Origin of the sequence: Paraburkholderia sp. Cy-641, assembly GCF_011752945.1 — a bacterium.
Taxonomy (GTDB): Bacteria; Pseudomonadota; Gammaproteobacteria; order Burkholderiales; family Burkholderiaceae; genus Paraburkholderia.
Window position 1 is genome coordinate 107,786 of the sequence record NZ_VWWM01000002.1, and the last position, 26,154, is coordinate 133,939.

26 protein-coding genes and 2 tRNA genes are annotated in these 26,154 nt (G+C 62.9%); 17 read left to right on the forward strand and 11 right to left on the reverse strand.

All coding sequences use genetic code 11. The annotated features are described in order from the left end of the window. The first annotated feature begins 161 nt into the window (after positions 1-161). Both F3J20_RS01875 and F3J20_RS01880 read left to right on the forward strand, forming a co-directional pair. Entirely contained in the window at positions 162-1,730 is a 1,569-nt protein-coding gene (locus F3J20_RS01875; RefSeq protein WP_167046459.1) for a UbiD family decarboxylase, read from the forward strand. 76 nt (positions 1,731-1,806) lie between these two features. Beyond that, positions 1,807-2,487, forward strand: coding sequence for a LysE family transporter (locus F3J20_RS01880; protein ID WP_167281599.1), 681 nt, complete (start codon positions 1,807-1,809; stop codon positions 2,485-2,487). Between the two features lie 102 nt (positions 2,488-2,589). Here F3J20_RS01880 and F3J20_RS01885 read toward each other — a convergent pair whose 3' ends face one another. The 3 genes from F3J20_RS01885 to F3J20_RS01895 all read right to left on the reverse strand — a co-directional run bounded on the left by F3J20_RS01885 (position 2,590) and on the right by F3J20_RS01895 (position 4,582). Next, entirely contained in the window at positions 2,590-3,555 is a 966-nt protein-coding gene (locus tag F3J20_RS01885; protein WP_167281601.1) for a threo-3-hydroxy-L-aspartate ammonia-lyase, read from the reverse strand. 187 nt (positions 3,556-3,742) lie between these two features. Continuing rightward, positions 3,743-4,036, reverse strand: a complete 294-nt coding sequence (locus F3J20_RS01890) for a hypothetical protein (RefSeq protein WP_167046451.1) — start codon at positions 4,034-4,036, stop codon at positions 3,743-3,745. 384 nt (positions 4,037-4,420) lie between these two features. Then, positions 4,421-4,582 carry a hypothetical protein gene (locus F3J20_RS01895; RefSeq protein WP_167046448.1) on the reverse strand — a complete coding sequence of 54 codons (162 nt, stop codon included), beginning with the start codon at positions 4,580-4,582 and terminating at the stop codon, positions 4,421-4,423. 293 nt (positions 4,583-4,875) lie between these two features. Here F3J20_RS01895 and F3J20_RS01900 point away from each other — a divergent pair, with 293 nt between their 5' ends. From F3J20_RS01900 to F3J20_RS01910, 3 genes are all read left to right on the forward strand, one after another. Then, entirely contained in the window at positions 4,876-5,817 is a 942-nt protein-coding gene (locus tag F3J20_RS01900; protein ID WP_167281602.1) for a DUF2520 domain-containing protein, read from the forward strand. 87 nt (positions 5,818-5,904) lie between these two features. Then, the gene (locus F3J20_RS01905; RefSeq protein WP_167046442.1) at positions 5,905-6,225 is read left to right on the forward strand and encodes an EthD family reductase; all 321 of its coding nucleotides are present in this window, start codon (positions 5,905-5,907) and stop codon (positions 6,223-6,225) included. 243 nt (positions 6,226-6,468) lie between these two features. Next, positions 6,469-7,032, forward strand: coding sequence for a YggT family protein (locus tag F3J20_RS01910; RefSeq protein ID WP_167046439.1), 564 nt, complete (start codon positions 6,469-6,471; stop codon positions 7,030-7,032). Here the strand turns inward: F3J20_RS01910 and F3J20_RS01915 are convergent. Further along, positions 7,017-7,925, reverse strand: coding sequence for a DMT family transporter (locus F3J20_RS01915; protein ID WP_345889830.1), 909 nt, complete (start codon positions 7,923-7,925; stop codon positions 7,017-7,019). The genes F3J20_RS01910 and F3J20_RS01915 overlap by 16 nt on opposite strands. Positions 7,926-8,069: 144 nt before the next feature. Next, positions 8,070-8,693, reverse strand: coding sequence for a TetR/AcrR family transcriptional regulator (locus tag F3J20_RS01920; protein WP_167281605.1), 624 nt, complete (start codon positions 8,691-8,693; stop codon positions 8,070-8,072). Positions 8,694-9,536: 843 nt separating this feature from the next. On the opposite strand from F3J20_RS01920, the gene F3J20_RS01930 reads away from it, so the two are divergent. The 3 genes from F3J20_RS01930 to trmB all read left to right on the forward strand — a co-directional run bounded on the left by F3J20_RS01930 (position 9,537) and on the right by trmB (position 11,749). Next, entirely contained in the window at positions 9,537-10,445 is a 909-nt protein-coding gene (locus F3J20_RS01930; RefSeq protein ID WP_240159168.1) for a restriction endonuclease, read from the forward strand. Between the two features lie 179 nt (positions 10,446-10,624). Beyond that, positions 10,625-10,698: transfer RNA gene (locus F3J20_RS01935), tRNA-Gly, on the forward strand. 235 nt (positions 10,699-10,933) lie between these two features. Next, positions 10,934-11,749, forward strand: coding sequence for a tRNA (guanosine(46)-N7)-methyltransferase TrmB (gene trmB, locus F3J20_RS01940; RefSeq protein WP_167281609.1), 816 nt, complete (start codon positions 10,934-10,936; stop codon positions 11,747-11,749). Positions 11,750-11,866: 117 nt separating this feature from the next. Here trmB and F3J20_RS01945 read toward each other — a convergent pair whose 3' ends face one another. The 3 genes from F3J20_RS01945 to F3J20_RS01955 all read right to left on the reverse strand — a co-directional run bounded on the left by F3J20_RS01945 (position 11,867) and on the right by F3J20_RS01955 (position 13,881). Beyond that, the gene (locus F3J20_RS01945) at positions 11,867-12,703 is read right to left on the reverse strand and encodes an undecaprenyl-diphosphate phosphatase (protein WP_167046421.1); all 837 of its coding nucleotides are present in this window, start codon (positions 12,701-12,703) and stop codon (positions 11,867-11,869) included. Between the two features lie 90 nt (positions 12,704-12,793). Continuing rightward, complete coding sequence (locus F3J20_RS01950) at positions 12,794-13,387, reverse strand: DUF1439 domain-containing protein (protein ID WP_167046417.1); 594 nt, start codon at positions 13,385-13,387, stop codon at positions 12,794-12,796. A gap of 137 nt (positions 13,388-13,524) precedes the next feature. Continuing rightward, entirely contained in the window at positions 13,525-13,881 is a 357-nt protein-coding gene (locus F3J20_RS01955) for a YkgJ family cysteine cluster protein (RefSeq protein ID WP_205299181.1), read from the reverse strand. A 228-nt stretch (positions 13,882-14,109) separates the two neighbouring features. On the opposite strand from F3J20_RS01955, the gene F3J20_RS01960 reads away from it, so the two are divergent. Continuing rightward, positions 14,110-14,194: transfer RNA gene (locus F3J20_RS01960), tRNA-Leu, on the forward strand. A gap of 173 nt (positions 14,195-14,367) precedes the next feature. Further along, complete coding sequence (locus F3J20_RS01965; RefSeq protein WP_167281610.1) at positions 14,368-15,597, forward strand: integrase arm-type DNA-binding domain-containing protein; 1,230 nt, start codon at positions 14,368-14,370, stop codon at positions 15,595-15,597. Positions 15,598-15,649: 52 nt separating this feature from the next. Here F3J20_RS01965 and F3J20_RS01970 read toward each other — a convergent pair whose 3' ends face one another. Further along, positions 15,650-16,090, reverse strand: a complete 441-nt coding sequence (locus tag F3J20_RS01970) for a hypothetical protein (protein ID WP_167281612.1) — start codon at positions 16,088-16,090, stop codon at positions 15,650-15,652. Between the two features lie 792 nt (positions 16,091-16,882). Between F3J20_RS01970 and F3J20_RS01975 the strand changes: the two genes are divergently transcribed. The 4 genes from F3J20_RS01975 (at position 16,883) to F3J20_RS01990 (ending at position 19,862) form a co-directional block, all read left to right on the forward strand. Then, positions 16,883-17,416 (forward strand): PAAR domain-containing protein, encoded by a 534-nt coding sequence (locus F3J20_RS01975; RefSeq protein ID WP_167281613.1) that lies wholly within the window; start codon positions 16,883-16,885, stop codon positions 17,414-17,416. Continuing rightward, entirely contained in the window at positions 17,413-18,141 is a 729-nt protein-coding gene (locus F3J20_RS01980; protein ID WP_167281615.1) for a VRR-NUC domain-containing protein, read from the forward strand. The genes F3J20_RS01975 and F3J20_RS01980 overlap by 4 nt, the downstream gene beginning before the upstream one ends. Before the next feature lie 17 nt (positions 18,142-18,158). Next, complete coding sequence (locus F3J20_RS01985; RefSeq protein ID WP_167281616.1) at positions 18,159-19,247, forward strand: type VI immunity family protein; 1,089 nt, start codon at positions 18,159-18,161, stop codon at positions 19,245-19,247. Between the two features lie 252 nt (positions 19,248-19,499). Then, entirely contained in the window at positions 19,500-19,862 is a 363-nt protein-coding gene (locus F3J20_RS01990; protein ID WP_167281618.1) for a hypothetical protein, read from the forward strand. 984 nt (positions 19,863-20,846) lie between these two features. Here F3J20_RS01990 and F3J20_RS01995 read toward each other — a convergent pair. Next, positions 20,847-22,232 (reverse strand): amino acid permease, encoded by a 1,386-nt coding sequence (locus tag F3J20_RS01995; protein WP_167041200.1) that lies wholly within the window; start codon positions 22,230-22,232, stop codon positions 20,847-20,849. A 262-nt stretch (positions 22,233-22,494) separates the two neighbouring features. On the opposite strand from F3J20_RS01995, the gene F3J20_RS02000 reads away from it, so the two are divergent. Next, on the forward strand, positions 22,495-23,457 hold the full coding sequence (locus tag F3J20_RS02000; protein WP_167281619.1) for an alpha/beta hydrolase: 963 nt from the start codon (positions 22,495-22,497) through the stop codon (positions 23,455-23,457). Positions 23,458-23,624: 167 nt separating this feature from the next. Here F3J20_RS02000 and F3J20_RS02005 read toward each other — a convergent pair whose 3' ends face one another. Then, positions 23,625-24,914 carry an MFS transporter gene (locus F3J20_RS02005; protein ID WP_167281621.1) on the reverse strand — a complete coding sequence of 430 codons (1,290 nt, stop codon included), beginning with the start codon at positions 24,912-24,914 and terminating at the stop codon, positions 23,625-23,627. Positions 24,915-25,007: 93 nt separating this feature from the next. Here F3J20_RS02005 and F3J20_RS02010 point away from each other — a divergent pair, with 93 nt between their 5' ends. Continuing rightward, positions 25,008-25,718, forward strand: a complete 711-nt coding sequence (locus tag F3J20_RS02010) for a 16S rRNA pseudouridine(516) synthase (RefSeq protein ID WP_167281623.1) — start codon at positions 25,008-25,010, stop codon at positions 25,716-25,718. 192 nt (positions 25,719-25,910) lie between these two features. Continuing rightward, positions 25,911-26,099, forward strand: coding sequence for a hypothetical protein (locus F3J20_RS02015; protein ID WP_167041188.1), 189 nt, complete (start codon positions 25,911-25,913; stop codon positions 26,097-26,099). The last annotated feature ends 55 nt before the right edge of the window (positions 26,100-26,154 follow it).

The following is a 26,154-nucleotide window of genomic DNA, read 5'->3' on the forward strand; positions in this document are numbered from 1 at the left end:
CATCTGGCTGATCTACGTGCGCCGGCCAACGCAGGTAAAATCGACAATCGCTTTGGCCGGGGCAACCCGGCACGCCGCCGGTTTTTACCGCCGGCTGCCGCCCCCTGTGCCGTTATTTACCTTGCATACTTGCCGCTCGCGCGGCCCCTGAACCGTCACAGATGAAATACAAAGACCTGCGCGATTTCATCGGCCGCCTCGAAACGATCGGTGAACTGCGCCGAATCTCGCAAAAGGTGTCGCCGAACCTCGAAATGACCGAACTGTGCGACCGCGTGCTGCGCGCCGGCGGCCCCGCCCTGCTGTTCGAGAACACCGAACGGCATGCGTTTCCGGTGCTCGGCAATCTGTTCGGCACGCCGCGCCGCGTCGCGCTCGGCATGGGAATCGATGCGCAGTCCGGCGACGGCGACACTGCGGCGCTCGAGTCGCTGCGCGATGTCGGCCGTCTGCTGTCCGCGCTGAAGGAGCCGGAGCCGCCCAAGGGGCTCAAGGATGCGGGCAAGCTGCTCTCGCTCGCGAAGGCCGTGTGGGACATGGCGCCGAAAACGGTCAGCGCGCCGCCCTGCCAGGAGATCGTCTGGGAAGGCCACGACGTCGATCTCGCCCGCCTGCCGATCCAGACCTGCTGGCCCGGCGACGCCGGCCCGCTAATTACGTGGGGTCTGACCGTCACGAAAGGCCCGAACAAGAGCCGACAAAACTTAGGCATCTATCGCCAGCAGCTGATCGGCCGTAACAAAGTCATCATGCGCTGGCTCGCGCATCGCGGCGGCGCACTCGATTTTCGCGAGTTTGCGCTGCGCAATCCGGGCCAGCCATATCCGGTGGCCGTGGTGCTCGGCGCGGACCCCGCGACGGTGCTCGGCGCGGTCACGCCGGTGCCGGACACGCTGTCCGAATACCAGTTCGCCGGGCTATTGCGCGGCGGACGCACCGAACTCGCGCAGTGCCTCACGCCCGGCGTCGATGGTTTGCAGGTCCCCGCGCGCGCCGAGATCGTGCTCGAAGGCTTCATCTATCCGCAGGAGGGCACGCCCTCGCCCGCTCCGGCAGGCGCGCCGCCGCGTCCGTCGAAGGGTGCCTCGGCCATGTACGAACATGCGCTCGAAGGCCCGTATGGCGACCACACCGGCTATTACAACGAGCAGGAGTGGTTTCCGGTCTTCACGGTCGAGCGCATCACGATGCGCCGCGACGCGATCTATCACTCGACCTACACCGGCAAACCACCGGATGAACCGGCGGTGCTCGGCGTCGCGCTGAACGAGGTGTTCGTGCCGCTGCTGCAAAAGCAGTTCACCGAAATCACCGACTTCTATCTGCCGCCCGAGGGCTGCAGCTACCGCATGGCGATCGTGCAGATGAAGAAGAGCTATCCGGGCCACGCGAAGCGCGTGATGTTCGGTGTGTGGAGCTTCCTGCGACAGTTCATGTATACGAAGTTCATCGTGGTCGTCGACGAAGACGTCAATATCCGCGACTGGAAGGAAGTGATCTGGGCAATCACGACGCGTGTCGACCCGACGCGCGATACGGTGCTCGTCGATCGCACGCCGATCGACTACCTCGATTTCGCGTCGCCGGTGGCGGGGCTCGGCTCGAAGATGGGGCTCGACGCGACCAACAAATGGCCTGGCGAAACCGACCGCGAATGGGGCCGCCCGATCGTCATGAACGACGCGGTCAAACAGCGCATCGACAACCTGTGGAGCGAGTTGGGCCTCTGAGCCGAGCCACTCCGGGTTGGGCCTCCGGGCCGCGCCTCGCACAACAAACAACGGAATGGATGGAGCGGTCGCCTGGATGCACGCCTTCTCAATGATGTCGGACGGATTTTTTCTGTCGCTGTCGCTGTGTCTCGACATCGGTCTCGTCAACGTCGCGATCATTTCGCTGACGCTGTCGCACGGTTTCCGGCCGGGCTTCTGGCTCGGCCTCGGCTCCTGCGTCGGCGACCTCATTTACGCGGCGCTCGCGCTCGCCGGCATGGCCGCGCTGCTGCAATTCGAGTCGGTGCGCTGGGTCGTGTGGATCGGCGGCGCGGCGATCCTGCTGTTTCTCACGTGGAAGATGGCGCGTGAAGCCATGTTTCCGGCCACCGCCCCCGCCGTCGCCGGCGAAGGCGACGCCCGTGCGCCGCATCTGTCGGCGTGGCGCGGTTTTCTGCGCGGCGTGCTGCTCGCGGTATCGTCGCCGTCGGCGATCCTGTGGTTCGCCGCGGTCGGCGGCGCGCTGATCGCAAAGGCCGGCGCAACGAGCCCGCAGACCGCATTCGTCTTTCTTGCCGGCTTCTTTCTCGGCGGGCTGTGCTGGACGCTCTTTATCTGCGGGCTCGGCAGCCACGGGCGCAAGCGCGCCGGCGCGGGCTTGCTGCGCGCGTGCCATGTGTTGTCGGCGCTGCTGTTCGCGTATTTCTCGTACAGCGTGATCGTCAACGGATATCACGATCTGATCGTGCAAGGCGCCGCGCACGTGGCAAGCTGAAGCGTCCCTCAGGCAGATAAAAAAACGGCTCGCGAGGCCGGTTCGGCTTGCGAGCCGTTTCAGGTTTCACCGCGCCCTGGCGCGGCGCTTATGCGAGATAGCCTACGCGAGATACTGCGCGAGCTTCGGCAGATCGACATTGCCACCGCTCACCACCACGCCGACGCGCTTGCCCTTCACCGGCACGATGCCGTTCATGACCGCCGCCGCCGCGAGGCAACCGGTCGGCTCGACGACGATCTTCATGCGCTGCGCGAAAAAGCGCATCGTCTCGATCAGCTGCGCGTCGCTGACCGTTTCGATCCGCGCGACGAGCTTGCGGATGATCGCGAACGTGTAATCGCCGAGATGCGTGGAGGCGGCGCCGTCGGCAATCGTGCGCGGCGTGTCGATATGCACGATCTCGCCGCGCGCGAGCGATTGCTGGCCGTCATTACCGGCTTCCGGCTCCACGCCGATCACCGTGCAGGCCGGGCTCAGCGCCGCCGCCGACAAGGCGCTGCCGCCGATCAGCCCGCCGCCGCCAAGACACACGAACAGCATGTCGAGCGGCCCGGTCTCGTCGATCAGCTCTTTCACCGCCGTGCCCTGCCCGGCGATCACGTGCGGATGATCGTACGGCGGAATCAGCGTCATGCCGCGCTCTTCGGCGAGCCGCCGGCTGATCTCCTCGCGGTTTTCCTTGTAGCGGTCATAGGTGATCACTTCGCCGCCGTAGCCCTTCGTCGCGGCGACCTTGGCCTCGGGCGCATCGTGCGGCATCACGATCGTCGCGCGGATGCCCGCGAGGCGCGCCGACAGCGCGATGGCCTGCGCGTGATTGCCCGACGAAAAGGTCAATACGCCCGCCTTGCGCTGCTCCGCGTCGAAATGAGAGATCGCGTTATAGGCGCCGCGAAACTTGAACGCGCCCATACGCTGGAAGTTTTCGCACTTGAAGAACACGGACGCGCCCGTGAGCTCGTCGAACGTGCTCGACGTCAGAACAGGGGTACGGTGCGCGACGCCTTCGAGACGCGCGGCGGCGTCGAGGACATCATCGAAAGTGGGAGCGGGAAGCGCTTGCATCGGCGAGATTCTCCAGAGCGGTGGCGAAACAGCCATTTTCCCAGCTTCGTCGATGCTTTGGAACGGCACTTCGCCGGCGCGAGCACCGAGGTAAGCGCGAAAGCGCAAGCCAACGCGGCAATAAAAACGGCGTAACCCGGCCCGAGGCCGGCGTTACGCCGTCGATATCCTGACTGCCTCGCTGCGATTAGCGGCGATAGTAGCCGTGACCGTAGTAACCACGGTAGTAGCCGTGACGATAGTACGGGCGGCCGTACCCGTAGTAGCCGCCCACGACCACCGGCGGCGGGGCGACGACGACCGGCGCATACACCGGCGGGGGCGGCGGCGCGTAATAGACCGGCGGGGGAGCCGCATACACGGGATACGCCGGCGCGATCGGCACCCCAATGCCGATACCGACGGAAACGTGCGCTTCGGCGGCCCCGGCAAGTCCCAGGCCGAGTGCGGCTGCAACGACAAACGGAACGATCTTTTTCACTTTTCTTCTCCTAGCGCGGCCTGCCAAGGTCGCCGACTGCGCATGCCTCGCATGCTTTAAAACCAATGTATCGAAAAAGCCCCGGTCTATCTGTTCGCATTTGTTGCAAATTGCAATTGGCGGCGCGAACGGTGCTGACGACACCCGCAAACGCACGCGCGAAGGCCCTCGCGAGACGGACAAAACAGGCTAAAAATCAAGAAGTTGGACGGGGCCAGGCGGCTGCGCCCCGGATAGGCGGCCGCGGCGGCAATCCTGAATTCACGTTTCAGTAATCTTTGATTACAAATTCGCTTCAATCCTGACAGCGGAAAAAATTGCCCATAAAAAATGCCCGGCCGATCCATCAGGCCGGGCATTTTCTCACCTGCGCGGGCCGCGCGCCTAGCCGACCTTCACGTACACGAATTCGCGGGACACGTTCGGCGGAACGTAGGCGCCGCTGATCCGCACGCGCGGCGTCAGGCGCTTTTTCTGATCCCACCAGCGACGGCGTTGCGCGCGCGTCAGGAACCGCAAGTGTTTTCGGTAAGCAAAAATATTCATTCCGACTCTCCCGAATCTGACTGCAAACAAAGTACGAAAGAAGTACGAAACAGCAACGGCCAAACCGGCTCGTGAACCGCTCATCCGGCTCCTCGACGCGAGGAGCCCACTCGAGCCCCATTCTGAGCAGTTTTCGGACCTGCGAGCGCGGCGCCGCCCGATGAAGGGCCGCGCCCGCCATATGGCGCGCCAACTGAGCCGCCGAAACGCGAAGGGGCCGGATCGCGCCCCGGCTGGCGGATCGGCGATACTGCTGTTTTCCCGTTCAAACGATCCGTCAGGAGCACGCGACCATGTCCCAGTCTTCCTTGCCGCGCATCGGCTTCATCGGCGCGGGGCGGCTCGCGCGCTGCCTCGCGCTGAGCTTTTCACGCACCGGCTACCCGGTTAGCGCAGTGGCGAGCCGCTCGGCCGATTCCGCGCGCCGGCTCGCCGCGCAGATCGAGCATTGCGCGGCATCCGACGATCCGCAGCAGGTCGTCGACGCCGCCGATATCGTTTTTTTAGCCGTTCCCGATGACAGCATCGGTACGACAGCGCACACACTCCGCTTCGCCGCCGCCCCCGACGCCGCGAGCCGCCACGGCAAGGCGCTCGTGCATTGCAGCGGCGCGTCGCCGGTGGAACTGCTCGCGCCGGCACGCGACCAGGGCGCGGCGATCGGCGGCTTTCACCCACTCTACCTGTTCGGCGGCGAGCCCGCCGACCTCGACCGGATCGCGGGCTGCTCGGTGACGATCGAGGCCGACGGCACGCTCAAGGACACGCTGACCGCCCTCGCCGTCGCGTTGCGCTGCCATCCGCTGTCGATTCCACCAGGCAGCCGCATGCTCTATCACGGCGCGGCGCACTATGCGGCAAGCTTCGCGCTATGCAGCCTAGCCGAATGCGTCGCCCTGTGGCGCACGCTCGGTTTCGCCGAAGACGACGCGCTGCGCGCGCTGCTGCCGATGCTCGCCGGCACGATCGAGACCGCGCGCGACAAGGGTTTGCCCAACGCGCTCGCGGGCCCGGTATCGCGCGGCGACACCGGCGTCGTGCAGAAACAGCTCGCGCTGTTCGAAGGGCTCGGCGGCGACCACGCCGCGCTTTACGGCCTGCTGACGCGTCGCGCGGTCGCCCTCGCGCAACGCCGCACGAGCCCGCCCGCCACGATTGAAGCGATCTCCGAAGCTGTGGAAGAATCGCTGAGCCGCTCGCTAAATCGGGCCGCGGCAGGTGCAAGCGTCAAGTAAGCCGTGATAATGTGACGGCCGGCAGGCACGGCGCGAAGCAGCGGCGCACGGGTGCCGCGCTTCGGGATCAACAGACGAGAACGCACAATGATCAAGGTCAGCATCCTCTACCCGTATCGGGAAAACGGCCGCTTCGACATGGACTATTACTGCGCCACGCACATGCCGCTCGCGGCGAAGCTGTTCGGGGCGGCGCTCAAAGGCTGGTCGGTCGACGCGGGCCTCAACGCCGGGCCGCCCGGAACGCCGCCGCCGTACGTGGCGGCCGGTCACTTCCTGTTCGACAGCGCGGAGGACTTCTATAACGTATTCAAGCCCGCGTCCGAGCCGTTGCTGGCGGACATCCCCAACTACACCGACGGCGGCAACGGCACGATCCTGATCAGCGAGGTGCGGGTTTCCGTGTGATGTCGCGCAGACAGCGGGGAAGCGGCGGCGCGCAATGAGGCCGCCTCCGCGTGACGCAGGGCAACATCGCGCGACGCACCACATGCCCGGCTCGCGCGGCCATTCGCAACAAACGCTGTACGACGCGCCGTTTCGCAAGAAAGACGCGTGCAATTCCAGATCAACCGCCGGCGCGCTCCGATCGGGCGACGCCGGTAGCCCGCGGCCGGTCGGCGGCCGTCATCAGAAGCATAAGGACACAAGATGTTTGGCGATATCGCCCGTTTTCTGCTCAATACCGTCTTCACGCTATTCGGCGCGGCGCTGCTGTTGCGCGCGTGGTTGCAGGTCGTGCGCCTGCCGCCCTACAACCCGGTGTCGAACGCCGTGATGCAAGCCACCAACTGGATCGTGCTGCCGCTGCGGCACATTCTGCCGAGCACGCGCAACATCGACTGGGCAAGCGTCGTGGCGACGCTGATCGCGGCGATCCTCTACGTCGTGCTGATGGTCGTTCTGACCGGCGCGGACCCGCGCGCGCTCGTGCCGACGCTGCTGATCGTCGCCGTGCTGACCGCGATCAAATGGGCGCTGAATCTGATCATCTGGATGACGATCCTGATGGCGCTGCTGTCGTGGCTCAATCCGCGTTCGCCCGCGATGCCGATCCTGTATCAGCTGACCGCGCCGTTTCTGAATCCGCTGCGCCGCGTGCTGCCGCAACTCGGCGGCATCGATCTGTCGCCGATCCTGCTGTTCGTGATCGTGCAGGTACTGCAGATGGTGGTCACGCGGGCGGCGGTGCAACTGACCTATTTCGTGATCTGAGCTCGCTGCCGCAGATAAAGGTTGTTGAGAACCAGCGCCGACGCCGTCAGTGCCGCGCCCAACACCTGTGCTTTGTTTGGAATGACGCCCGCGAGTGCCGACACCACGAAGGTGGTCACCGGCACCACGTCCATGAACAGCACGCCGTTCATCGGCCCGAGGGTTCGGTTGCCGGAGATCCAGCACAGGATTGCCACAAAGCCCGCAATCGGCCCCATGTAAATCAGATGCGGCGTGACCGCCCGTAGTGCCGCGAACGTGGGCGCGCTGACGACGCGCGTCACGACGAGCAGCACGTTGACGCCGACGATCGTGCTCAGGCCGAGCCACGTCGTGATCGTCGTGTACTTGAGCGCCGACCAGCGGGTGAAGTACGCGGAACCGAAGGTGTAGATCACCCAGCAAAGCGCACCCAGCACGATCAGACCGCTTGCCGCGTAGTGCTGCGGCTCGAGCAACGCCGCCCTCAGGTCGCCGCGTGTGATGACCAGTGCGACACCGGTGAACGAGATAACGACACAGACCAGTGACGGCAGCGGGGGCGCGGACCTGCGCACCAGCGCATTGACGAGCAAACCCATCATGGGCTGCGTCGCCATCATGATCGACGCGTTGAGGGCGCCCTGCTCACCGCTGAGTTGCTGCCCGAGGAAGACAAACGAACCAAAGCCGCAAAAGCCGACCGACCCGAGCAGCCAGGCAATCGGCAACGACTCGCCGTCCGCACGAAACGCAACCGGGCCCTCGCGGTACAACAGCAGTAACGCGAGGGCCACGCCTGCGATCAGGTAGCGGAGCGAAGTAAACGTAAAAGGGTCGATGCGACGCAGTGCATCGGTCATGACGGGAAACATCACGCCAATCAGAATGGTCGCGACGAGGCACGCGGCCACGCCTTTCCAGTATCGGGCAGAAGGCGCAGCGGAAGCCGAAGCAGTCGACGTATTCATGAACGATCGTTCTCAAAATAGACAGAGACTTCGGCGGCAACCGTTTGCGCGGTAGGCCACCGGCTAGCTAACGTACCTGGGAATGCTTTACGTCAATGCGCGCAATGCCATATCCACGATCGAGGCGAGCGCGACCTCGTTCATGTCGACTTTGCCGAGCACGCGTATTCCTTGCACGATGCAAAGTAGAAAGCGGCCGACTTCCTCGGCGTCGAGATGCCGGTCAAATTGACCTGCCTGCTGGCCTCGCGCTATCGCGAGACTGAACTGTGTGGCGATGCGCTGCAACGTCGCTTCGATATGCGGACGCAGAACGTGGTCGCCCGGCAGAAGTTCGATTACGGCGTTGGTAATGAAGCAGCCGTGCCGCTCCGAGAGATTCGCGCTCACCCGGGTGTAATGCAGGAGCGCTTCGCGAAGTGCCTCGCGTGGCGGCATGTCCGCAGCCAACTTTTCCTTCAGTCGCGCAACCGCGCCGTCCGCATAACGATCGAATGCCGCGACCAGCAAGCCATGCTTGTCGCCGAACGTTCTATACAGGCTGCCTCGAAAAACGCCGGTCGCCTCGCACAGCACGTCGACAGGAGTCGCGTGATAGCCCTGCTCCCAGAATACGCGCGCCGCCGCGTCGACCGCGTGGTCGACGTCGAATTCTCGTGGCCGTCCGCGTTCGGCGGCACGGTGAGGACGATGAGTATCAGATCGATTCATGCAAACGATAATAGGACTATTCAGTCTCAAAATCAACGTCTAAAAAATTTTGCGGATTGCTGCGGTCAATTCGCGAATCGGGTCGATGGTCAGTGACGTGAGATCGTTGTAGTGTTGAATCCCGTCCAGGCGCGGACGATCGCGGCAACGCTATTCATTCAGTCGCAACGGTCTGCACGAAATTAAGAATTCATCACGGTGCCATCCGATCGTAAGCAATGACGCGCGACGTCATCGAGGCCAAAGCAGTGCCTGAGCAATACGCCGCATCGAACAACCAGAAGCAACGGGGTTTCAGATGGATCTATCGACCGAGCGGTACGAAGAAATCGTTCACCTGCTATACGAGGCAGTCACGGAACCCTCAGGATGGCCAGGCTTTTTTACGTCACTCGGTGAGGCCATCGAAGCCAGCGCGGTTTACATAAGTGACATGCCGCGCGATTCGCGTGAGCACATTGCATGACCGGCCCCAGCGAGTCGCGACGGTAATGGACATGATGGTCAAAACGGAAAAAACGACTCCGGCGAGGACGTCGGCGAGATCATGCCCGCCTTGCGTCGGCGTGGACGCAGTGAGTATCAGATCGAGAAGAGTCACGAGCCAGAACAGGCATCGAACCCGACGAAGCGAGTCAACAAATATGACGGCCAACGCCGTGTGAAAAGGTGGCAGCGATACCCGTTTCGCACAACAGCTCGACCGGTACTCAACGGACACGCTTCGTGCGAAGAGGCCGGCAAAGATTACTCGACACACCTGAACCTGCCCCTTGTTATGATTCATCGATTACCAATCAATGAATCGTTACCGCCATGCCTATTCCCGGGTTTCAGGAACTCATGCTGCCGCTGCTAAAGCTAGCTGCCGATCAGAAAGAGCACCGACTACGTGACGCCACCGAAATGCTGGCAATTGCGTTTGGATTGACTGACGACGAGCGGAACAAAATGCTTCCTAGCGGCACATTCCCTGTGTTCGACAACCGCGCGGGTTGGGCACGCACCTACCTGAAACAAGCCGGACTGCTTGAATTGCCGAGGCGTGGTTATTTCAGGATCACACCTCGCGGACTCGAAATGCTCGCACAGCAGCCTGCGAGGATCGACATCCCGTTGCTGAATCAATTCCCGGAGTTTGTCGCCTTTCGACAGAAGCGAGTTGACTCAACCCAGAATGAGCCGAGTACCGACCCGCTGGTTCAGGACGCGCCTACCCCGGCTGAGACCACGCCGGAGGAATTGTTTGCTCAGGCGTATCAGCAGTTGCGATCCAATCTTGAGGCGGAACTGCTCGACCAGATCAGGAACGCGACGCCCGCGTTCTTTGAGCGTCTGGTCATCGATCTTCTGGTAGCAATGGGGTACGGCGGTTCGCGCCAGGACGCGGGAAGCGTTCTTGGTCAGAGCGGTGACGGGGGCATCGACGGAACCATCAAGGAAGACAAGCTCGGCCTCGATGTGATTTACGTGCAGGCCAAGCGCTGGGACAGCACGGTTGGACGCCCCGAAATCCAGAAATTCGCAGGCGCCCTGCAAGGCCAGCGAGCCAATAAAGGGGTATTTCTCACCACGTCGAACTTCAGCCGTGAAGCCCGTGATTACGCAAGCGTTATCACATCGAAAATCATCCTCGTGGATGGCGCTCTGCTGGTGAAGCTCATGGCCGATCATGGCGTGGGAGTGTCGACCGCCAGCACCTACGAGATCAAGAAAATCGATACGGACTATTTCGAGGGCGATTCGATCTGAACGCAGAAGGCCCCGTTCAATCCCCCCATGAAGCCACAATGCTCGGCGATCGAAAACCAAAGCCAGCAAAATCACAAGCAATGACAGCATGAGCACGCCGAGCAGTGACCGTCTCCACGCCAGCGCCCAAGCGACACCCCTGCCCAAACCACCAAAATCCCTGTAAAATCGCGCATTCTGCGGGCGTCGTATAATGGTAATACCCTAGCTTCCCAAGCTAGAGCCGTGGGTTCGATTCCCATCGCCCGCTCCACTTTCCGGCTGAACATTCAGCGGAATCCAGCAAGAGCCGCCTCCCTGAAGGCGGCTTTTTTGTAGTGACATGGCGGACGGAGCGCGCCGCCAGCATCGCTGGCCATCCCGCAAGCCGCAGCGCGCTGCATATGCCGGATCCGCGCTTGGCCGCACCGCGCGGCGCGCATCGGCGGCAAACAGCGCACGGCTCGCCACGCAGGCCGTCAGGCCCTCACCCTTGCAGCACATCGACGATGATCCACGATCCCAACGACTCCGGCCTGCCGGACGAACTCCCGGCGCCCAGCGGCAACCACACGTCCCATGCGGATAGCGCCGACAACACGCTCGACGACGCACACGACACGGAAGGCGCGAGCCCGGAAGAAGCACTGCATCGCCGCCGCATCCGCAGCTTCGTCACGCGCGCAGGGCGTGTCTCGACCGGTCAGCGCCGCGCGCTCGACGAGCTCGGCCCGCGTTTCGTCGTGCCCTTCTCGCCGCAGCAGCCCGACTGGAACAGCGTGTTCGGCCGCGCGGCGCCGCGTGTGCTCGAGATCGGCTTCGGCATGGGCGCGACCACCGCGGAAATCGCGGCGCAACGCCCCGGCGACGATTTCCTCGGCGTCGAAGTCCACGAGCCCGGCGTCGGTGCCTTGCTGAAGCTGATGGGCGAGCAGTCGCTCGCGAACATCCGCATCATCCAGCACGACGCGGTCGAAGTGCTCGAACAGATGATCGCGCCGGACAGCCTCGACGGTGTGCATATCTTCTTCCCGGACCCGTGGCACAAGGCGCGCCATCACAAGCGCCGGCTGATCCAGCCGAAGTTCGTCGCGCTGCTCGTGTCGCGCCTGAAGCCGGGCGCGTATCTGCATTGCGCGACCGACTGGCAGAACTACGCCGAGCAGATGCTCGAAGTACTCGGCGCCGAGCCGCTGCTCGATAACACCGCCGACGGTTATGCGCCGCGGCCGGACTATCGTCCGGTGACGAAGTTCGAGCGGCGCGGTTTGCGGCTCGGCCACGGCGTGTGGGATCTCGTGTTCCGCAAGCGCGGCGCGGCGTAAAGCAAACGCGCGACGGTCATTCGCCGCCGGCAACGCAAAAAGGTCCGCATACGCGGACCTTTTTTACATGGCGCAAGCGCCGGATAAAACGAAATCGCAAACCGCGGGCGATAACCCTCAATCCCCCCAGCCCAACCCGCCGCTATAACCGATCAGCAGAATCAGCAAACCGAAGCCGATCCTATACCACGCGAACACCGTGAAGTCGTGCGACGCGACGTAACGCAACAGCCAGCGCACGCAGATAAACGCGCTCACGAAGGCGGCCACGAAGCCGAGCGCGAAGCTGCCGAGCGCGTCGGTGGTGAGCAGGTGCCAGTCCTTGTACAGCTCGTAGGCGGTCGCGCCGAAGATGATCGGAATCGCGAGAAAGAACGAGAACTCGGTGGCGACGCGGCGCTCGAGACCGAACAGCATGCCGCCGATGATCGTCGAGCCCGAGCGCGAGGTGCCCGGGATCAAGGCGAAGCACTGTGCGAGACCGACCTTGAGCGCATCGAGCGCGCTCAGATCGTCGATGCTGCGCACCCGCACCGCCGCTTCGCCGCGCGCACGCTGGCGCGCCTCCGCCCACAGGATCACGACGCCGCCCGCGACGAGTGCGAACGCGACCGGCACCGGCGAAAACAGCGCCGCCTTGATCGACTTCTCGAACAGCAGGCCGAGCACGATCGCCGGAATCGTCGCAATGATCACGTTCAGCGTGAAGCGACGCGCCTCGGGCTTGCCCGGCAAGCCCACGATCACGCTGCCGATGCGCCGCCGAAACTCCCAGCACACGGCGAGAATCGCGCCGAGCTGGATCACGACGTCGAAGGTTTTGGCGTGGTCGTCGGAGAAGTCGAGCAGGCTGCCGACGACAATCAGATGCCCGGTGCTCGACACCGGCAGAAACTCCGTCAAACCCTCGACGACGCCGAGAATCAGCGCCTTGCAAGCCAGTAGCCAGTCCATCCGTGCCCCTTTATCGCGGTAGGTTGTCGCAACGATCGGGGCCCGCAGGTCATCCTCGGCATGCGCGGCCCCACCGGCCGCGCGTGCATGTCATTTTTCGACGATCTGCACGCGTATGCCGTTTGTAAGGATTGTGATTGTACCGGGTTCGTAGTGGACGCCGGCAAATTGCAGCTGCTCGGGCTTGAAGGTGTAGATCGGATAGTTGGTCAGCAGCTGCGTCGCGAGCAGTGCGGCCGCGGCGTTGATCTGCTGCGTATAGGCCTGTGCCTGGCCGTTCACGCTGACGTTATCGACACTCGGCGATTTGAGGATCACCGAGCGGCTCGCCGGGTCGTACGCGAGTTCGCTCGACAGCGTGAACACGCCGTCCACCGGCTGTTGCAGGAACGGGCTCGCGAAGCGCGCATCGAGCTTCACCGAGACGCGGTTCGCATCGGGCAGCATGCCCACCACCGGGTTGCTCAGCGCGACGTCGAACACCTGCGACACCGTGCGCTGATACGGGAACTTGCGCTGCACCGCTTCCTGCACCTGCTGCTGCGAGAACGTGTAGTGCGACGGGATGAACGGAAACGTCGGGCTCGCGCAGGCCGCGAGCGACACGGTGATGCCAAGCGCGCCGCAGCCGGTCAGCGCCGCGCGCAGAAAGCGGCGCCGGGTGGGCGCTGCGAGTCGGGTCATGCGAAATCTCCTGGGGAAGGCTGGCGGGCCGTCGGCTTGGGTGGGCGGATGCGATGAACGCGGTTTCCTGGTTTCTTGATTGAGTATCGAAGTGAATAGCGGAAGCGAGCAGCGGGTCGAACGAAGCGCGCCACGCGCTACGAAGCGGACAGCGCCTGCGGCCCGGTCAGCACTTCGAGCCGGGTCAGCCATGCGAGCGCTGCGTCGCGATTCGCGCCGCACATTTCGAGCTGCGGCTGCAGACCCGAGCAGCACGCGGGCCGCTCGGGCTGGCCGAAAATCGCGCAACGCAGATCGTCGCCGAGCTGCACGCAGCGCACGCCCGCGGGCTTGCCGTTCGGCATCCCCGGAATCGGACTCGAAATCGACGGCGCGATACAGCACGCGCCGCAATCGGGACGGCACGCGTGCCCGGCCACCCGAAACGGAGATTCGCGCGTCGCGGTATCGCTCGCTCCGACACTCGCCGACCCGGCGCTATTCAAACCTTCCATCACGTCATTCCTGAACTCGAAAACCGGCAACGCATTACCAGACCCGCATTGTGCCATCGCAATCCCGTGCGGCCTTTTTTGCATTTTCGCGCGGGGTCTGAGTGGGCTTGAGCCGATGCCGACGCTACGCGGCGAGCGAAAGCAACTGGCTTGCTCGTCGGACGATTTTCGGCCATAATCTGCGTCTTCCTCACGCGCGGTCATTCCGCTACGCGCGCTGCAGAATCCGCCCAGGTGGTGAAATTGGTAGACGCAGGGGACTCAAAATCCCCCGCCGCAAGGCGTGCCGGTTCGATTCCGGCCCTGGGCACCAGAAGCTGTTCCGGCGAGAGCTGAAGAATTCCGGGAAACCCCGCTAGATCAAGGTCTTGCGGGGTTTTTTATTCTTCGGCGATCCGACTTGATTCAGTGACAGCCGGTGGTATCTGGTGGTATTTTTGGTGGTATCTGGCTTGTTTCTGGGTTTTCCCAGCGGGAGATACCACCATGTCGCTCACCGATGTGCAGGTTAGGAACGCTCGCTACAACCCCGAGGGAACCGGCAATCGCCTCGCGGACAGCGGTCGCATGTATCTCCAGCTCGACAAGTCCGGCGCGAAATACTGGCGAATGAACTTCCGGTTTGCCGGCAAGGACAAGACGCTCGCTCTCGGCGTCTATCCGGACGTGTCGCTCGCGGCAGCGCGAAAAAAGCGAGACGAGGCCCGCGAAAAGCTGACGGCGGGATTGGACCCGAGCAATGTCAAACGCCTTGAGAAACGCGCCGCCAGACTGGCAGCAGCCAACTCCTTCGAGGCGGTCGCGCGGGGCTGGATGGACGAGCGCAAGAGCAGCGTCGAGCCGGCCCAGCACGTCAAGACTCTCGCCCGTATGGAAAACGACGTGTTCCCGTGGCTTGGCAAGCGTCCGATCACTGACATCGATGCACCGGATATTCTGGCCGTACTGAAGCGCGTAGACAGCCGTGGCGCTCGCTTCACCGCCCATCGTGTGCGCAGTGAAATCAGCCGGGTATTCCGGTACGGCATCAAGGAAGGACATTGCAAGGCCGACCCCGCTCGGGATCTGGTCGGCGCCATTCCACCGGCACAAACAACCCACTTCGCTTCGATCACTGAGCCAACCAAGGTCGGCGAGATGCTGCGCGCCTTCGACGGATTCTCCGGCACCTTCCCTGTCCTCTGCGCACTCAAACTTGCGCCGCTACTGTTTGTCCGGCCTGGCGAGCTTCGCAAGGCCGAATGGTCTCAAATCGATCTGGACAAGGGCGAATGGCGCTACCTCGTCACCAAGACTGAAACTGAGCATCTGGTGCCGCTTTCCAGGCAGTCGATCGCCATTCTGCGCGAACTGCACGCACTCACCAGTGCCGGCAGCTATGTCTTCCCTGGCGCGCGCGATCGCAAGCGGCCAATGAGCGAGGCCACGATCAATGCAGCACTGCGCAGACTCGGCTACGACACCCGCACGGAGATCACGGGACACGGCTTTCGTGCGATGGCGCGCACGATCCTACATGAGGAACTGGAACAGAAGCCGGAAGTGATCGAACATCAACTGGCGCACACTGTGCCGGACAACCTTGGAACAGCCTACAACCGCACGAAATTCATCAAGGAACGCCGAATGATGATGCAAAAGTGGGCTGATTACCTGGATCGGCTCCGATCGGGCGCAGAGGTCACTCGTATTGACGCTGCGAAAAACGTCTCCTAGCGACCGACTTGAGAAATTTCGGCGTATCCGAATGTGCACGACCGGATCGCGATTAAAGATCTTCTGTATCCGGCCTGATCGGAAAACTGTATGCATCGCTAATGACCATCGCTCCCGTTTTGCCGCGAACAGATCCCGTCTCGGTTCGTGATGACAGACTACCCCGCTGATCTGATGCTCGCGGAGCTTGATGAGTCGCAAGTGGATTCGCCTTGCTCCGGGCTTTTCGAGTGTCCGTTCGCCGCTTCGCTTTCTCCTGGAGCGCATAGCGAAGCGTGTTTGCCCTCACATCGATACCCGCCTGCCTCGCCTGATCGACCAGTTGTTCGACGGAATAGCCCTTGGCCCGGGCTGCATTTATATGGCCGCGCACCTTTGGCATTGCATCGCGAATCGTCAGGCGCCGTTCCGATGGCGGTTTCTCCGGTAGTGCATCAAGTAGCCGGGCAAACTCATCCCATTGCGCTTTCGTATAGGTCTTCGGTGCAGGCATGGTGACCTTCCGTTCGACTCGGTTATCAGGAGGACATGAAGCCATCCTGTACCGCATCAAATGGTTCGTCAATGCTGCCTTCGAGCGACGACCGGAAGTTCGCGGAGGTCACCGAACACGCGCAGTACATATCGGAACAACGTACTTTTTTTGATTCGTAGCGAACGAGCAACGCCAGGCATCGGAGCACAGTCGATATTCACGTACGCGCCCGATTTGATCGGCATAACGACACGTTCGCTGCCTGGTGCGCGCCCGGGGTGACGACATCAGATCGCCTTATCGAGGCGGCCAGGAAACTTGCCGATACGCATCCAACTCCGATACGAAGCAAAGGCATAGGGTTCATCCGTATTCGCGTTACATCGAGAATTGAAGGTGCATCGGTGCAGGTACTGTTCCGATCAAGCAAACATCACGTTCGACATCGGTTTGAAAACATCTTGCTACGGTCAAATTTCCTTTGGAATTGCACGTTAAAAAACAACAAGGAAATTAGGAACTGCAGGATAGGCTTGCGCCGGTTTTGGGCGCCATGCAGAGGCGACATCCATCAACTAACGTCGAAGGTGCCGGTGGGAGACCGTCGATTTCGTCGCCTGATGCGAATGCATATCGATCTCGGCGACGAGCACGCCACTGTATGGCAAAGGAAATTGGCCTTCTCAAACTACGTACCGCCAGCAGGGAGTTCGATCGCCCCACCCGGACAACTGGCAACGTCGATACGGTGGCTGTGGGAAAAACCGCCGTGCTACATTCCACAGACAAATCGTCGGGAAAGTATGCAAAATGGGTTTTGCGTTCATCCGCGAGGGGGATACGACCTCGCACGGCGGCAAGGTTCTAGCTTGCACGTCGACCAATATCGTTCATGGAAAGCCGCTCGCCCTCCTCGGCGATATGGTGTCTTGCCCGAAGTGCGGGGGAGTCTTTCCGATCGTGACCGTCAAACCGTTGGGGATGACCTTCGGGGGCCGACCCGTCGCATCCGAAGGTGACAAGACGGCCTGCGGTGCCTCTCTTATTGCAACGCAGGCTGTCGCTACTGCGGCACCAACCAGCGGACAGGGAGGCGCCGTGGGTGCCGGTCGCAACATCATGCCTGAAACCGCTACTAACCAGGACGGTACGCACCGGGGACGCTTCCAGGTCCTTGACGATAGCACCGGCCAAGCGATCCCCAACCATCCGTACACCGTTACATCATCGACGGGGCAAACGGTCACGGGGCGAACAGATGCGAACGGCTACACCGACTGGCTTGAGGACCACACGTCATCGTCGCTGACCTTCGAGCATCCTGGCGGATCGAGCGGCGCATGACCGATTACGCACAAGAGTCCGGCACTGGGTCCACAGGACCAGGCGCAGGAACTACGAACACTGTCCGGTTGCGCCCGAACGCCCTGGATCCGAAGGACCGCCAATTCCTCTGCTCCGCGATCTGCAAGTGCAACGCCACGCCCTCTATCGGCATCAGCGGCCAACGGCTAAAGCAGCAATGCGTGAGCGGGCGACTGAGAGCAATGGATTCGGTGGTCGACCATCAGAGCCCGTACAAGCCCGAGGTCAACTACGATATGACGCAGGATCCGCCGACACCGATTATGGACAGCGCGGTCATCACCAAGGCACATGATTGGCTCCCCGGGTGGATCCAGAAGTATTGGCCAGGTGGCCTGTCAGGCTACACTCCAAGAGTCGGGAACATCCGCCGACCGGATGTGGTAATCGTCAATGACCCATCGTTGCCGCCGACACAGGACAATCTGAAGAACGTGGTGGAGTTGAAGTTTCCGCCAGACGCAATTGACCTCAAACAGCAGGCCGCGTACGAGGAAATTGCGGGTGACCCAAGCAAGGTAGCGACCATGGGGCCAGGCGACTGCGGATGCTCAGACGACAAATCGCAGGAAGACTCCGAGACATCATCGGCTCCGTCCTTTGCGTCGCAGATCGGCAAGCTCTTCAGCCAAGGCCTGAACGGCTATGTGCATGGCACACCAGGCGGAATGCCCCCTCCCCCTGTGCCGCTCCCTGTACCCTGATCAACGAGCGAAAGACAATGAGCAGCAACGATTTTGAAGAATGGGCGCGGGACCCGAAGCGGGCAGGCACCCTTCCTTATGCAGTGTTCGAACCGAAGCACCCGCACAATGGCGTGGGCGCAGCACTAACCGTGCGTGCGTGCCTGTATTTCAAGGGCGGCTACACAACCGACAAGCGCCAGGCGATTGCCCTGGCTTTCGACGCGTATCTCAAGGTCACGCGCCAGGCCGTCGAAAAGGACAGCCAGCCGATCCGCTGGCTGTGGTTCAACGGAAAGCCAGCACTGACATTGGAGAAGGCTCCAAGCCTGGCAACGCTAGCCAGGCAGGTCGGCACTGACGAAGGATTCGACGCGATCTACCTCGGCGGCGAAACCGCGCGTGAGGCTTCGTTCTGCGAATTCATGACCTTCTGCCTGGAAAAGTTTCAGGCCGATCTTGGCACCCGCGGGTTCGATGTCCTCGTGTTCACACTGCCCGTGCCGTTTGTACGCGCTACCCCCGAACCGTTTGTTGAGCTATTCCAGGAAGTGGCGGTGCTGCTTAACGCCGCGCGCGGGCACGCGGGACTAGCCGTCAATCTCTCACCCACCGGGCGCCCCGAGAACGAGAGCAGCGAATACTTCATGGCGAAGCAACTAGGCCCGGGAGTGGATGTCGGTGATCCGATGGCGATGAAGGTACGCAAGCTATCGAGCAAACTGAAGACAGTCGACTGGCTCACGCTCATTGACAGCGCGATGCTTGAACAGGTCGGCGGTCTTCAGACGCTGCGCTCTGAACTGCCTCTCGATTGGTTCCGGCTCGATGCGTGCGGCCCAGGGCTGCTGATTCGTACGGGCGTTGCTCCGCAACCCGGAATACCTCAAGGCGAAGATCTGCCCATCGCCCCACCTCCAGCGTACGTGGTGCTCAATGCCGCGCTGCGCGACGTGCTGGCCGACAGCGTGAGCAGCTTGCAACGCGGAACCGTCAATGGCGACGCGCCGGTCTACAACACAGCACCGAGCAGCGACGCGTGGCTACGACGTTTCGATGTCAAGTCCGATGATCTCATACGCGCGAAGGCCGCCGTGCTGAACACCCAGAAGCTGTCGGACACCTAACAAGAGCCGTTGCGACGCGTGCGATTCGAGCACGCGTCGCACCCTATCGCCAAGCAGCGGCACGAGCGCGACGATTGTCGCTCTCGGTCGTGGGGCGGCTCGCGGCCATAACCGGCCATTGGACATCGCGGCGCAAATTGTTGACAATCAACTCATCCGGGGAGCCAGATTCACCAGGGCATGCTTTGGGAACGCTTGCGGTTTTTCCGATGAAGCGGCAAATCCGAGAATGAGTCGCGAGGGTATAACAAAATGAATCCGAGGCGCGTTCACTCGCTATTCCTCAAGCGCTATCCCGAAGTCGACTACGTCAAGTGCGAATGGATACATCTCTTTAGAGATGGTGTTCTCGATCGCGACCTGCTTCGGAAAATGCTCTCCACGATTGACGCCGAGGTTCTCCTCATTCACGTCCATCGAAAGCTAGGTGATTTTTTGCCCATGGAAGAAGCCCAAGCTTTTATCAGCGAGAATATCGGCAAGAGCTACGCTCGAGTCGCCGATCGCAACTTCACCAACGTCGTCATCATCGCACCGAACGGAGTAGCGGCGACTTGGCCACGATGCCTGACTCGAAGTCAGATCGCTCTACTACCAGAGGAAAATTCTGAATAGCCGCCCCCCCGAAGACGCCGTCTGGGGACGGATATGGAAGTTTGGAGGAAACGACAGCATTTTTCTAAAAGGAGCGCATCGTGCAGATCGTTTGGGGACCTTGCTGTTTTTGCGGTCAGCAGATCGAAAAGAATGAGACCGATCCCTGCGAGGTCAAAGTCACCACCTCGGCGGGCGGAAACACCTGGCAAGTTTGGTTTTGTCACGGCCGATGTTTTCGAGACCGCCTCGCTGTTCTTCCGGGAAACGACGGTTTCTTCGATCCTGCGCACTTTTGAGTGGCCGCTTCCCGGGGGCGGCGTCGGTCCGCTCAGGGTCGATTACGGCCCAATGCTAAGTGAACTCTCAACATGAGACACATGCCAACGACCGAATGACGCGCCAAGAGTGCGTGAATGACCCAGCACCCACTCCCGGTGGTATTTTTGGTGGTATCCATACCAGCGAAATTCTGTAAACCCGCGCCAGCAAAGCGATAGCAGGAATTTTTTCATTCCGGCCCTGGCACCATTAGCATGTAAAGCGAAGATAGGTAATGCCCACAAAACCCGCTACAGCAAAGGCTTAGCGGGTTTTTTGTTGTCTGCCGTTGTAAAGCAATGAATGCTGACAATAGGCGCCATTCGGGGGCATGTCGCTACACTGACGTTTTGACCGGCGTAAATGTCCCCATGAATCGCAACCTATGGCACTGACCGACGCAGTCAGTGGTATCTGGCTCGTTTCCGGGCCTTCCCAGCGGGAGATACCACCATGCCGCTCACCGATGTACAGGTTAGGACCGCTCGCTACAACCCCGAGAAAACCGGCAATCCCCTCGCAGACGCCTAACCTGCACTCCCGCACCACCGTCGACAGCGAAAAATATCGCACGCCGCAAAATGCATAAACAATCAGCGATGCTGACGATACAAAAAACAACCCACACCGAAAAAATCGCGCATGCCGCGAGCCGAGCCTCTCCCGCGACATACCTATCGGCGCTTACCGGCTCGCGGCGCCCACCCCACCCCGCGCAACCTCGCGCCGACGCTTGACCACATAACCGCCCCACATCAGCACGAGCCACACGGGCACGAGCCATACCGACACCGACAACCCCGGCGTCATCGCGAGAATCACGAGGATCAGCGCCATGAACGCGAGGCAGATCCAGTTGCTGACCGGGAACCAGAACGAGCGGAACACGAGCGTTTCGCCGGCGGCCAGCATCGCTCTGCGCGACTTCAGATGCGTGAGGCTGATCAGCGCCCAGTTCAGCACCAGCGCCGCGACCACGAGCGACATCAACAGGCCGAGCGCTTCGGCCGGAATCAGGTAGTTGATGATTACGCACGCGAACGTCGCCAGCGCCGACAGACCGATCGCCAGATACGGCACGCCGCGGCGGTCGACCTTCAGCAGCGCGCGCGGCGCGTTGCCCTGCTCCGCGAGACCGTAGAGCATGCGGCTGTTCGCATACACGCCGCTGTTGTACACCGACAGCGCCGCGGTCAGCACCACGACGTTGAGCACGTTGGCGGTCAGCGTCGAGCCGATCTGCGAGAAGATCATCACGAACGGGCTGCCGCCCGCCGCCACCTCGTTCCACGGATACAGCGACAGCAGCACCGCGAGCGAGCAGATGTAGAAAATCAGAATCCGCACGATCACCTGGTTGACGGCCTTCGGAATGCTCTTCTGCGGCTCGGCGGCCTCGGCCGCCGTAATGCCGATCAGCTCGAGCCCGCCGAACGAGAACATGATCACCGCGAGCATCATGAAGAGCCCATGAAAGCCATGCGGGAAAAAGCCGCCGTGGCTCCACAGGTTCGCGACCGTCGCCTGCGGGCCGCCGTGACCGCTCGCGAGCAGATAGCCGCCGAACACGATCATGCCGATCACCGCCGCGACCTTGATGATCGCGAACCAGAACTCGGTTTCGCCGTATGCCTTCACGTTGGCGAGATTGATCGCGTTGACGATCGCGAAGCACACCAGCGCCGACACCCACGACGGCACGCCCGGCCACCAGTAATGCACGTAGGTGCCCACCGCGGTCAGCTCGGCCATGCTCACGAGCACGTAGAGCACCCAGTAGTTCCAGCCCGACAGGAAGCCCGGAAAGTCGCCCCAGTATTTGTAGGCAAAGTGGCTGAACGAGCCGGCCACCGGCTCCTGCGCGACCATCTCGCCGAGCTGGCGCATCATCATGAAGGCGATCACGCCGCCGATCGCGTAGCCGAGAATCATCGACGGACCGGCCGCCTGCAATACGCTCGCCGAGCCGAGAAAGAGACCCGTGCCGATCGCGCCGCCCAGCGCGATCAACTGGATGTGGCGATTCTTGAGCCCGCGCTTCAGGCCTTCCTGCTGTTGTGTACTATTCATTGCGCCTTGCCGTGTGGAAACCGTTGTGTCCGGACCGCTGTCTCCGGTCCCCTGTATCGGGGCCCATTGCCCGGCCAGCTGTGGTTGCGGTGACGGCTTGGCCCGGCAAAACCGGTAATGTTACCTTGGCCGATATTCCTCAGACATTCGTGGCAACCCGCGTTGGTTCAGCACCGCACCTAAGCGCGAGGATTGTGATTGTCGCCGCGATAGGGCTTCGGTATGTTGCCGGAGTCGAACTCTCAGCCCGCGGAGATTCAGCATGTTGCCCAAACGCCTGCTTTGCGCCGCCGTTCTGTCTCTCTGCTTCGCGAACGTAAGCGCGCTCGCGCAAACGGCGCCCGACGCCGCATCGGCGGAACAGCCACAGCCCTCGGCCGGATCGCCGTCCGGGAACGAGCCCGCAGACCAGGCCGCGCCAGCGGCTCCGGTGGCGACGGCCCCGCCGGCGCCCGCCGCCGCTCCCGCTCCCGCTGCCCCTGCCCCTGCCCCTGCAAAAGACCAGCCCGCCGCCGCGCCGCTCGCCGGCCCGGTGCGCAACATCGTGCTCGTGCATGGCGCGTTCGTCGACGGTTCGAGCTGGAACGGCGTCGTCGCGAAGCTGCAGCAGAAGGGCTATCACGTGACGTCGGTGCAGAACCCGCTCACCTCGCTCGCCGACGACGTCGCCGCGACCCGCCGCGTGCTCGCGCGCGAGCACGGTCCGGTGCTGCTCGTCGGGCATTCGTGGGGCGGCGTCGTCATCACCGAGGTCGCGGCGAATGCGCCGAACGTCGCGGGGCTCGTGTACATCGCGGCGATCGCGCCGGAACTGCACGAATCGGCGATGGACGTGATGAAGCAAGGCACGCCGATGCCCGCCAGCCAGAGCATCAGCAAGGATGCGAACGGCTTCCTGTGGGTCGATCGCGCGCGCTATCGCGCCGACCTCGCCGCCGACGTGCCCGAGAACGTCACACGCGTGCTCGCGGCCGCGCAGGTGCCGATCGCCGCGCAGGCGTTCGACGAAGCGGTCGATCAGGTCGGCTGGAAAGATAAACCGTCGTGGTACGTGCTGACGACGAAGGACCGGGCGGTCTCGCCCGCGTTGCAGAAAGCGCTCGCCGAGCGCATCGGCGCGAAGGTCGTGCCGGTCGCGTCGAGCCATCTGGCGCCGGTGTCGCACGCGGGTGCGGTGGCGGAAGCGATCGACCACGCGGCGCGCGAGTTGAGCCGTCAGCAGTAGACGCTGCCGGCAACGGTCCGCATCGGCGCAGCGTCGGCACGGAACCCTCCCTTGTCATGCGGAAGCCCGGCGTGACAGCACCGGCCCTCTGTGCTTGCCTGCGCCCGACGATGAGCCTCGCCGGGACAGGCAAGCGTGCTACACGCTCACGGGATCGAACGGCAACGTCACCTTGCCATGCGCGTCGACGGTAACACAGCCGCTGGGTCCGCCTGCTCGGGAATTTCAGCAAGGCGCGCCGCGGGCGACACGACAATAATCAGCGCCTGCACGAGAAACGCGAGCGCGGCCGCGACGAGGCATGCGTCGATGCTCCAACGGGCGCTGAGCGCCGCGCCGAACAGCGCGCCCACCGGCCGCGCGCCATAGGTTGCGGTGCTGATGAGCGCCGAGACGCGGCCCATCATGCGCTCGGGCGTGATGGCCTGACGCAGCGTCGTCGAAGCGACGACCCACAGGATCGGTCCCGCGCCAAGCAGAAAGAAGCTCGCGAGCGCGAGCCAGAACGATGGCGCGACGAGCGTCGCGACCATCACGAGCGAAGCGAGCAAACCGCACGACGGACCGATGACGAGCAGGCGGCCGAACGCGAGACGCCGCGCGATCGAGGGCGCGGCGAGCGCACCGCACACCATGCCGACGCCATACGCGCCGAGCGTCACGCCGACCATCGAGGCGCCGAGCCCGAGCCGATGCACCGCATACGGCACATACACCGCTTGCAGGATAAAGAAGCCGAGGTTGAAGAACACGGCCGTCAGCAGCATCGGCAACAGCAAGGCATCGCGCAGCACGAAGCGCGTGCCGTCGCGCAGTTCCAGCATGAAGCGACGCGGCGGCACGGTGTCGTGCGGCGGTTCGCGCAGTCCCGCGAGCAACGCGACGGCCAGCGCCGACAATGCGGCCGCGCCGCCGTAGGCCCAGCCCGCGCCGATCCAGCCGACCAGCAAGCCGCCGAGCGCCGGCCCCGCCGAATACGCGACACTGCGCGCGAGTTCGAGCCGGCCGTTGGCATTCGCGTAGGCGGCGCGCGGCACGATCGACGGTACCAGCGACGGCGCCGCGACGTTGTAGGCCACGGTGCCGGTCGCGGCGACGAAGCCGAGCGCGGCCAGCAGCGGCAGGTTCAACGCATGCGTGAGAACGAGCAGCAGCACGCAGAGCATCGCGAGCACGCGCACGCTTTCGGCAAGCGTCATCAGCACGCGGCGCGAACGGCGGTCGGCCCAGACGCCGAGCGGAATCGACAGCAGCAGGAACGGCAGCGTCTGCGCGGTTTGCAACAGACCGGTATCGCGCGCGCTGGCGCCCAGCGCGAACACCGCGACGAGCGGCGCGGCGGCGAGACTGATCTGCTCGGCCGACTGCGCGCACAGATTCGACCAGGCGAGACGCTGGAATGCGGCGGGCAAGCGGCTCGCCGCGGCAAACGAAGACGATGAAGACGTGGCGGGCATCGGCCAACTCCGGAGTTCATGACGAGACGTTCATCGTCGCCGCCCGGCCGTCGCGCCGCGCTCCGCTTCTTGCGGTGTTATTCTTCGCTCGCCATGAATCTCGAAAGCATCCTCTTCACTCAAGGTTTCGGTTCGCGCCGACAATGCCGCGCCCTGATCGGCGACGCGCGCGTGAGCATCGACGGCACCGTATGCACCGATGCCGACGCCGACTTCCCGGTCGCCGACGGCACGTTGCGCTTTAACGTCGACGGTGTCGAATGGCCGTATCGCGAGCACGCGTATCTGCTGCTGAACAAGCCGGCCGGCTACGAATGCTCGCGCGATCCGCAGCATCATCCGAGCGTGTTCAGCCTGCTGCCGCCGCCATTCGCCGAGCGCGGCGTGCAGTGCGTGGGCCGCCTCGATCAGGACACCACGGGCCTGCTGCTGCTCTCCGACGACGGCAAGTTCGTGCATCAGTTCACGTCGCCGAAACGCAAGGTGCCGAAGCTCTATGTCGCGACCACGCGCCATCCGCTCGACGACGCGCAACTGGGCGCGTTGCGCGACGGCGTGCTGCTGCACGGCGAAACGAAACCGAGCGCCGCGCTCGACGCGCAAGCACGCGATCCGCACACGCTCGCACTCACGGTGCTCGAAGGCAAGTACCACCAGGTCAAGCGGATGATCGCGGCATCGGGCAACCGCTGCGAAGCGCTGCATCGCGAGCGGATCGGCGGACTCGTGCTGCCCGCGACGCTCGCGCCCGGCGCGTGGCAATGGCTCGACGAAGCCGACCTCGGTTCTTTACGGAGCGGGTAAACCACGGCTGCGCCACGATCGCGCCGACACTGTCCCCATAAGCCTTTGATGCGCCGGGAAAAAAGCCCGCGCACATCGTGGTACATCGTGGTGCACCGCACAGACGGCGCTGCGCCGCAGCATGCCGTTCCTTTCATGCCGCCCTATACTCGTTTAAACAAACGACTACAAAGATTTTCAAGGAGGGGCGCCATGCATATCGACAGCACGAACGCGATCTCGCAGGCGATGATTGCCTTTATCTGCTTTGCGCTGCTGCTGATCGGCGGCTTGATGGTCATCATGCGACGGCGGCATACGTATCATCCGGGCCTGATCGGCGCCCTGATCGGCGGAATGCTGTGCTTCCTGCTGCTGGAAGTACTGCCGACGCTGACCTGAAGCGAGCGGACCGCGCGGGTGACGCGGAGGGTCGTTGCACGCGGGCAAGCGCCCG

Coding starts and splice junctions, on each gene's coding strand:
- F3J20_RS01965 (WP_167281610.1), top strand. CDS start 14,368: ATGTCGCTCACCGATGTGCAGGTTAGGAACGCTCGCTACAACCCCGAG.
- F3J20_RS02010 (WP_167281623.1), top strand. CDS start 25,008: ATGAATCTCGAAAGCATCCTCTTCACTCAAGGTTTCGGTTCGCGCCGA.
- F3J20_RS01875 (WP_167046459.1), top strand. CDS start 162: ATGAAATACAAAGACCTGCGCGATTTCATCGGCCGCCTCGAAACGATC.
- F3J20_RS02015 (WP_167041188.1), top strand. CDS start 25,911: ATGCATATCGACAGCACGAACGCGATCTCGCAGGCGATGATTGCCTTT.
- F3J20_RS01985 (WP_167281616.1), top strand. CDS start 18,159: ATGAGCAGCAACGATTTTGAAGAATGGGCGCGGGACCCGAAGCGGGCA.
- F3J20_RS01885 (WP_167281601.1), bottom strand. CDS start 3,555: ATGCAAGCGCTTCCCGCTCCCACTTTCGATGATGTCCTCGACGCCGCC.
- F3J20_RS02000 (WP_167281619.1), top strand. CDS start 22,495: ATGTTGCCCAAACGCCTGCTTTGCGCCGCCGTTCTGTCTCTCTGCTTC.
- F3J20_RS01880 (WP_167281599.1), top strand. CDS start 1,807: ATGCACGCCTTCTCAATGATGTCGGACGGATTTTTTCTGTCGCTGTCG.
- F3J20_RS01980 (WP_167281615.1), top strand. CDS start 17,413: ATGACCGATTACGCACAAGAGTCCGGCACTGGGTCCACAGGACCAGGC.
- F3J20_RS01950 (WP_167046417.1), bottom strand. CDS start 13,387: ATGACCCGACTCGCAGCGCCCACCCGGCGCCGCTTTCTGCGCGCGGCG.
- F3J20_RS01895 (WP_167046448.1), bottom strand. CDS start 4,582: ATGAATATTTTTGCTTACCGAAAACACTTGCGGTTCCTGACGCGCGCG.
- F3J20_RS01905 (WP_167046442.1), top strand. CDS start 5,905: ATGATCAAGGTCAGCATCCTCTACCCGTATCGGGAAAACGGCCGCTTC.
- F3J20_RS01995 (WP_167041200.1), bottom strand. CDS start 22,232: ATGAATAGTACACAACAGCAGGAAGGCCTGAAGCGCGGGCTCAAGAAT.
- F3J20_RS01970 (WP_167281612.1), bottom strand. CDS start 16,090: ATGCCTGCACCGAAGACCTATACGAAAGCGCAATGGGATGAGTTTGCC.
- F3J20_RS01910 (WP_167046439.1), top strand. CDS start 6,469: ATGTTTGGCGATATCGCCCGTTTTCTGCTCAATACCGTCTTCACGCTA.
- F3J20_RS01945 (WP_167046421.1), bottom strand. CDS start 12,703: ATGGACTGGCTACTGGCTTGCAAGGCGCTGATTCTCGGCGTCGTCGAG.
- F3J20_RS01900 (WP_167281602.1), top strand. CDS start 4,876: ATGTCCCAGTCTTCCTTGCCGCGCATCGGCTTCATCGGCGCGGGGCGG.
- F3J20_RS01920 (WP_167281605.1), bottom strand. CDS start 8,693: ATGAATCGATCTGATACTCATCGTCCTCACCGTGCCGCCGAACGCGGA.
- F3J20_RS01990 (WP_167281618.1), top strand. CDS start 19,500: ATGAATCCGAGGCGCGTTCACTCGCTATTCCTCAAGCGCTATCCCGAA.
- F3J20_RS01975 (WP_167281613.1), top strand. CDS start 16,883: ATGGGTTTTGCGTTCATCCGCGAGGGGGATACGACCTCGCACGGCGGC.
- F3J20_RS01930 (WP_240159168.1), top strand. CDS start 9,537: ATGCTGCCGCTGCTAAAGCTAGCTGCCGATCAGAAAGAGCACCGACTA.
- F3J20_RS02005 (WP_167281621.1), bottom strand. CDS start 24,914: ATGCCCGCCACGTCTTCATCGTCTTCGTTTGCCGCGGCGAGCCGCTTG.
- F3J20_RS01955 (WP_205299181.1), bottom strand. CDS start 13,881: ATGGAAGGTTTGAATAGCGCCGGGTCGGCGAGTGTCGGAGCGAGCGAT.
- trmB (WP_167281609.1), top strand. CDS start 10,934: ATGATCCACGATCCCAACGACTCCGGCCTGCCGGACGAACTCCCGGCG.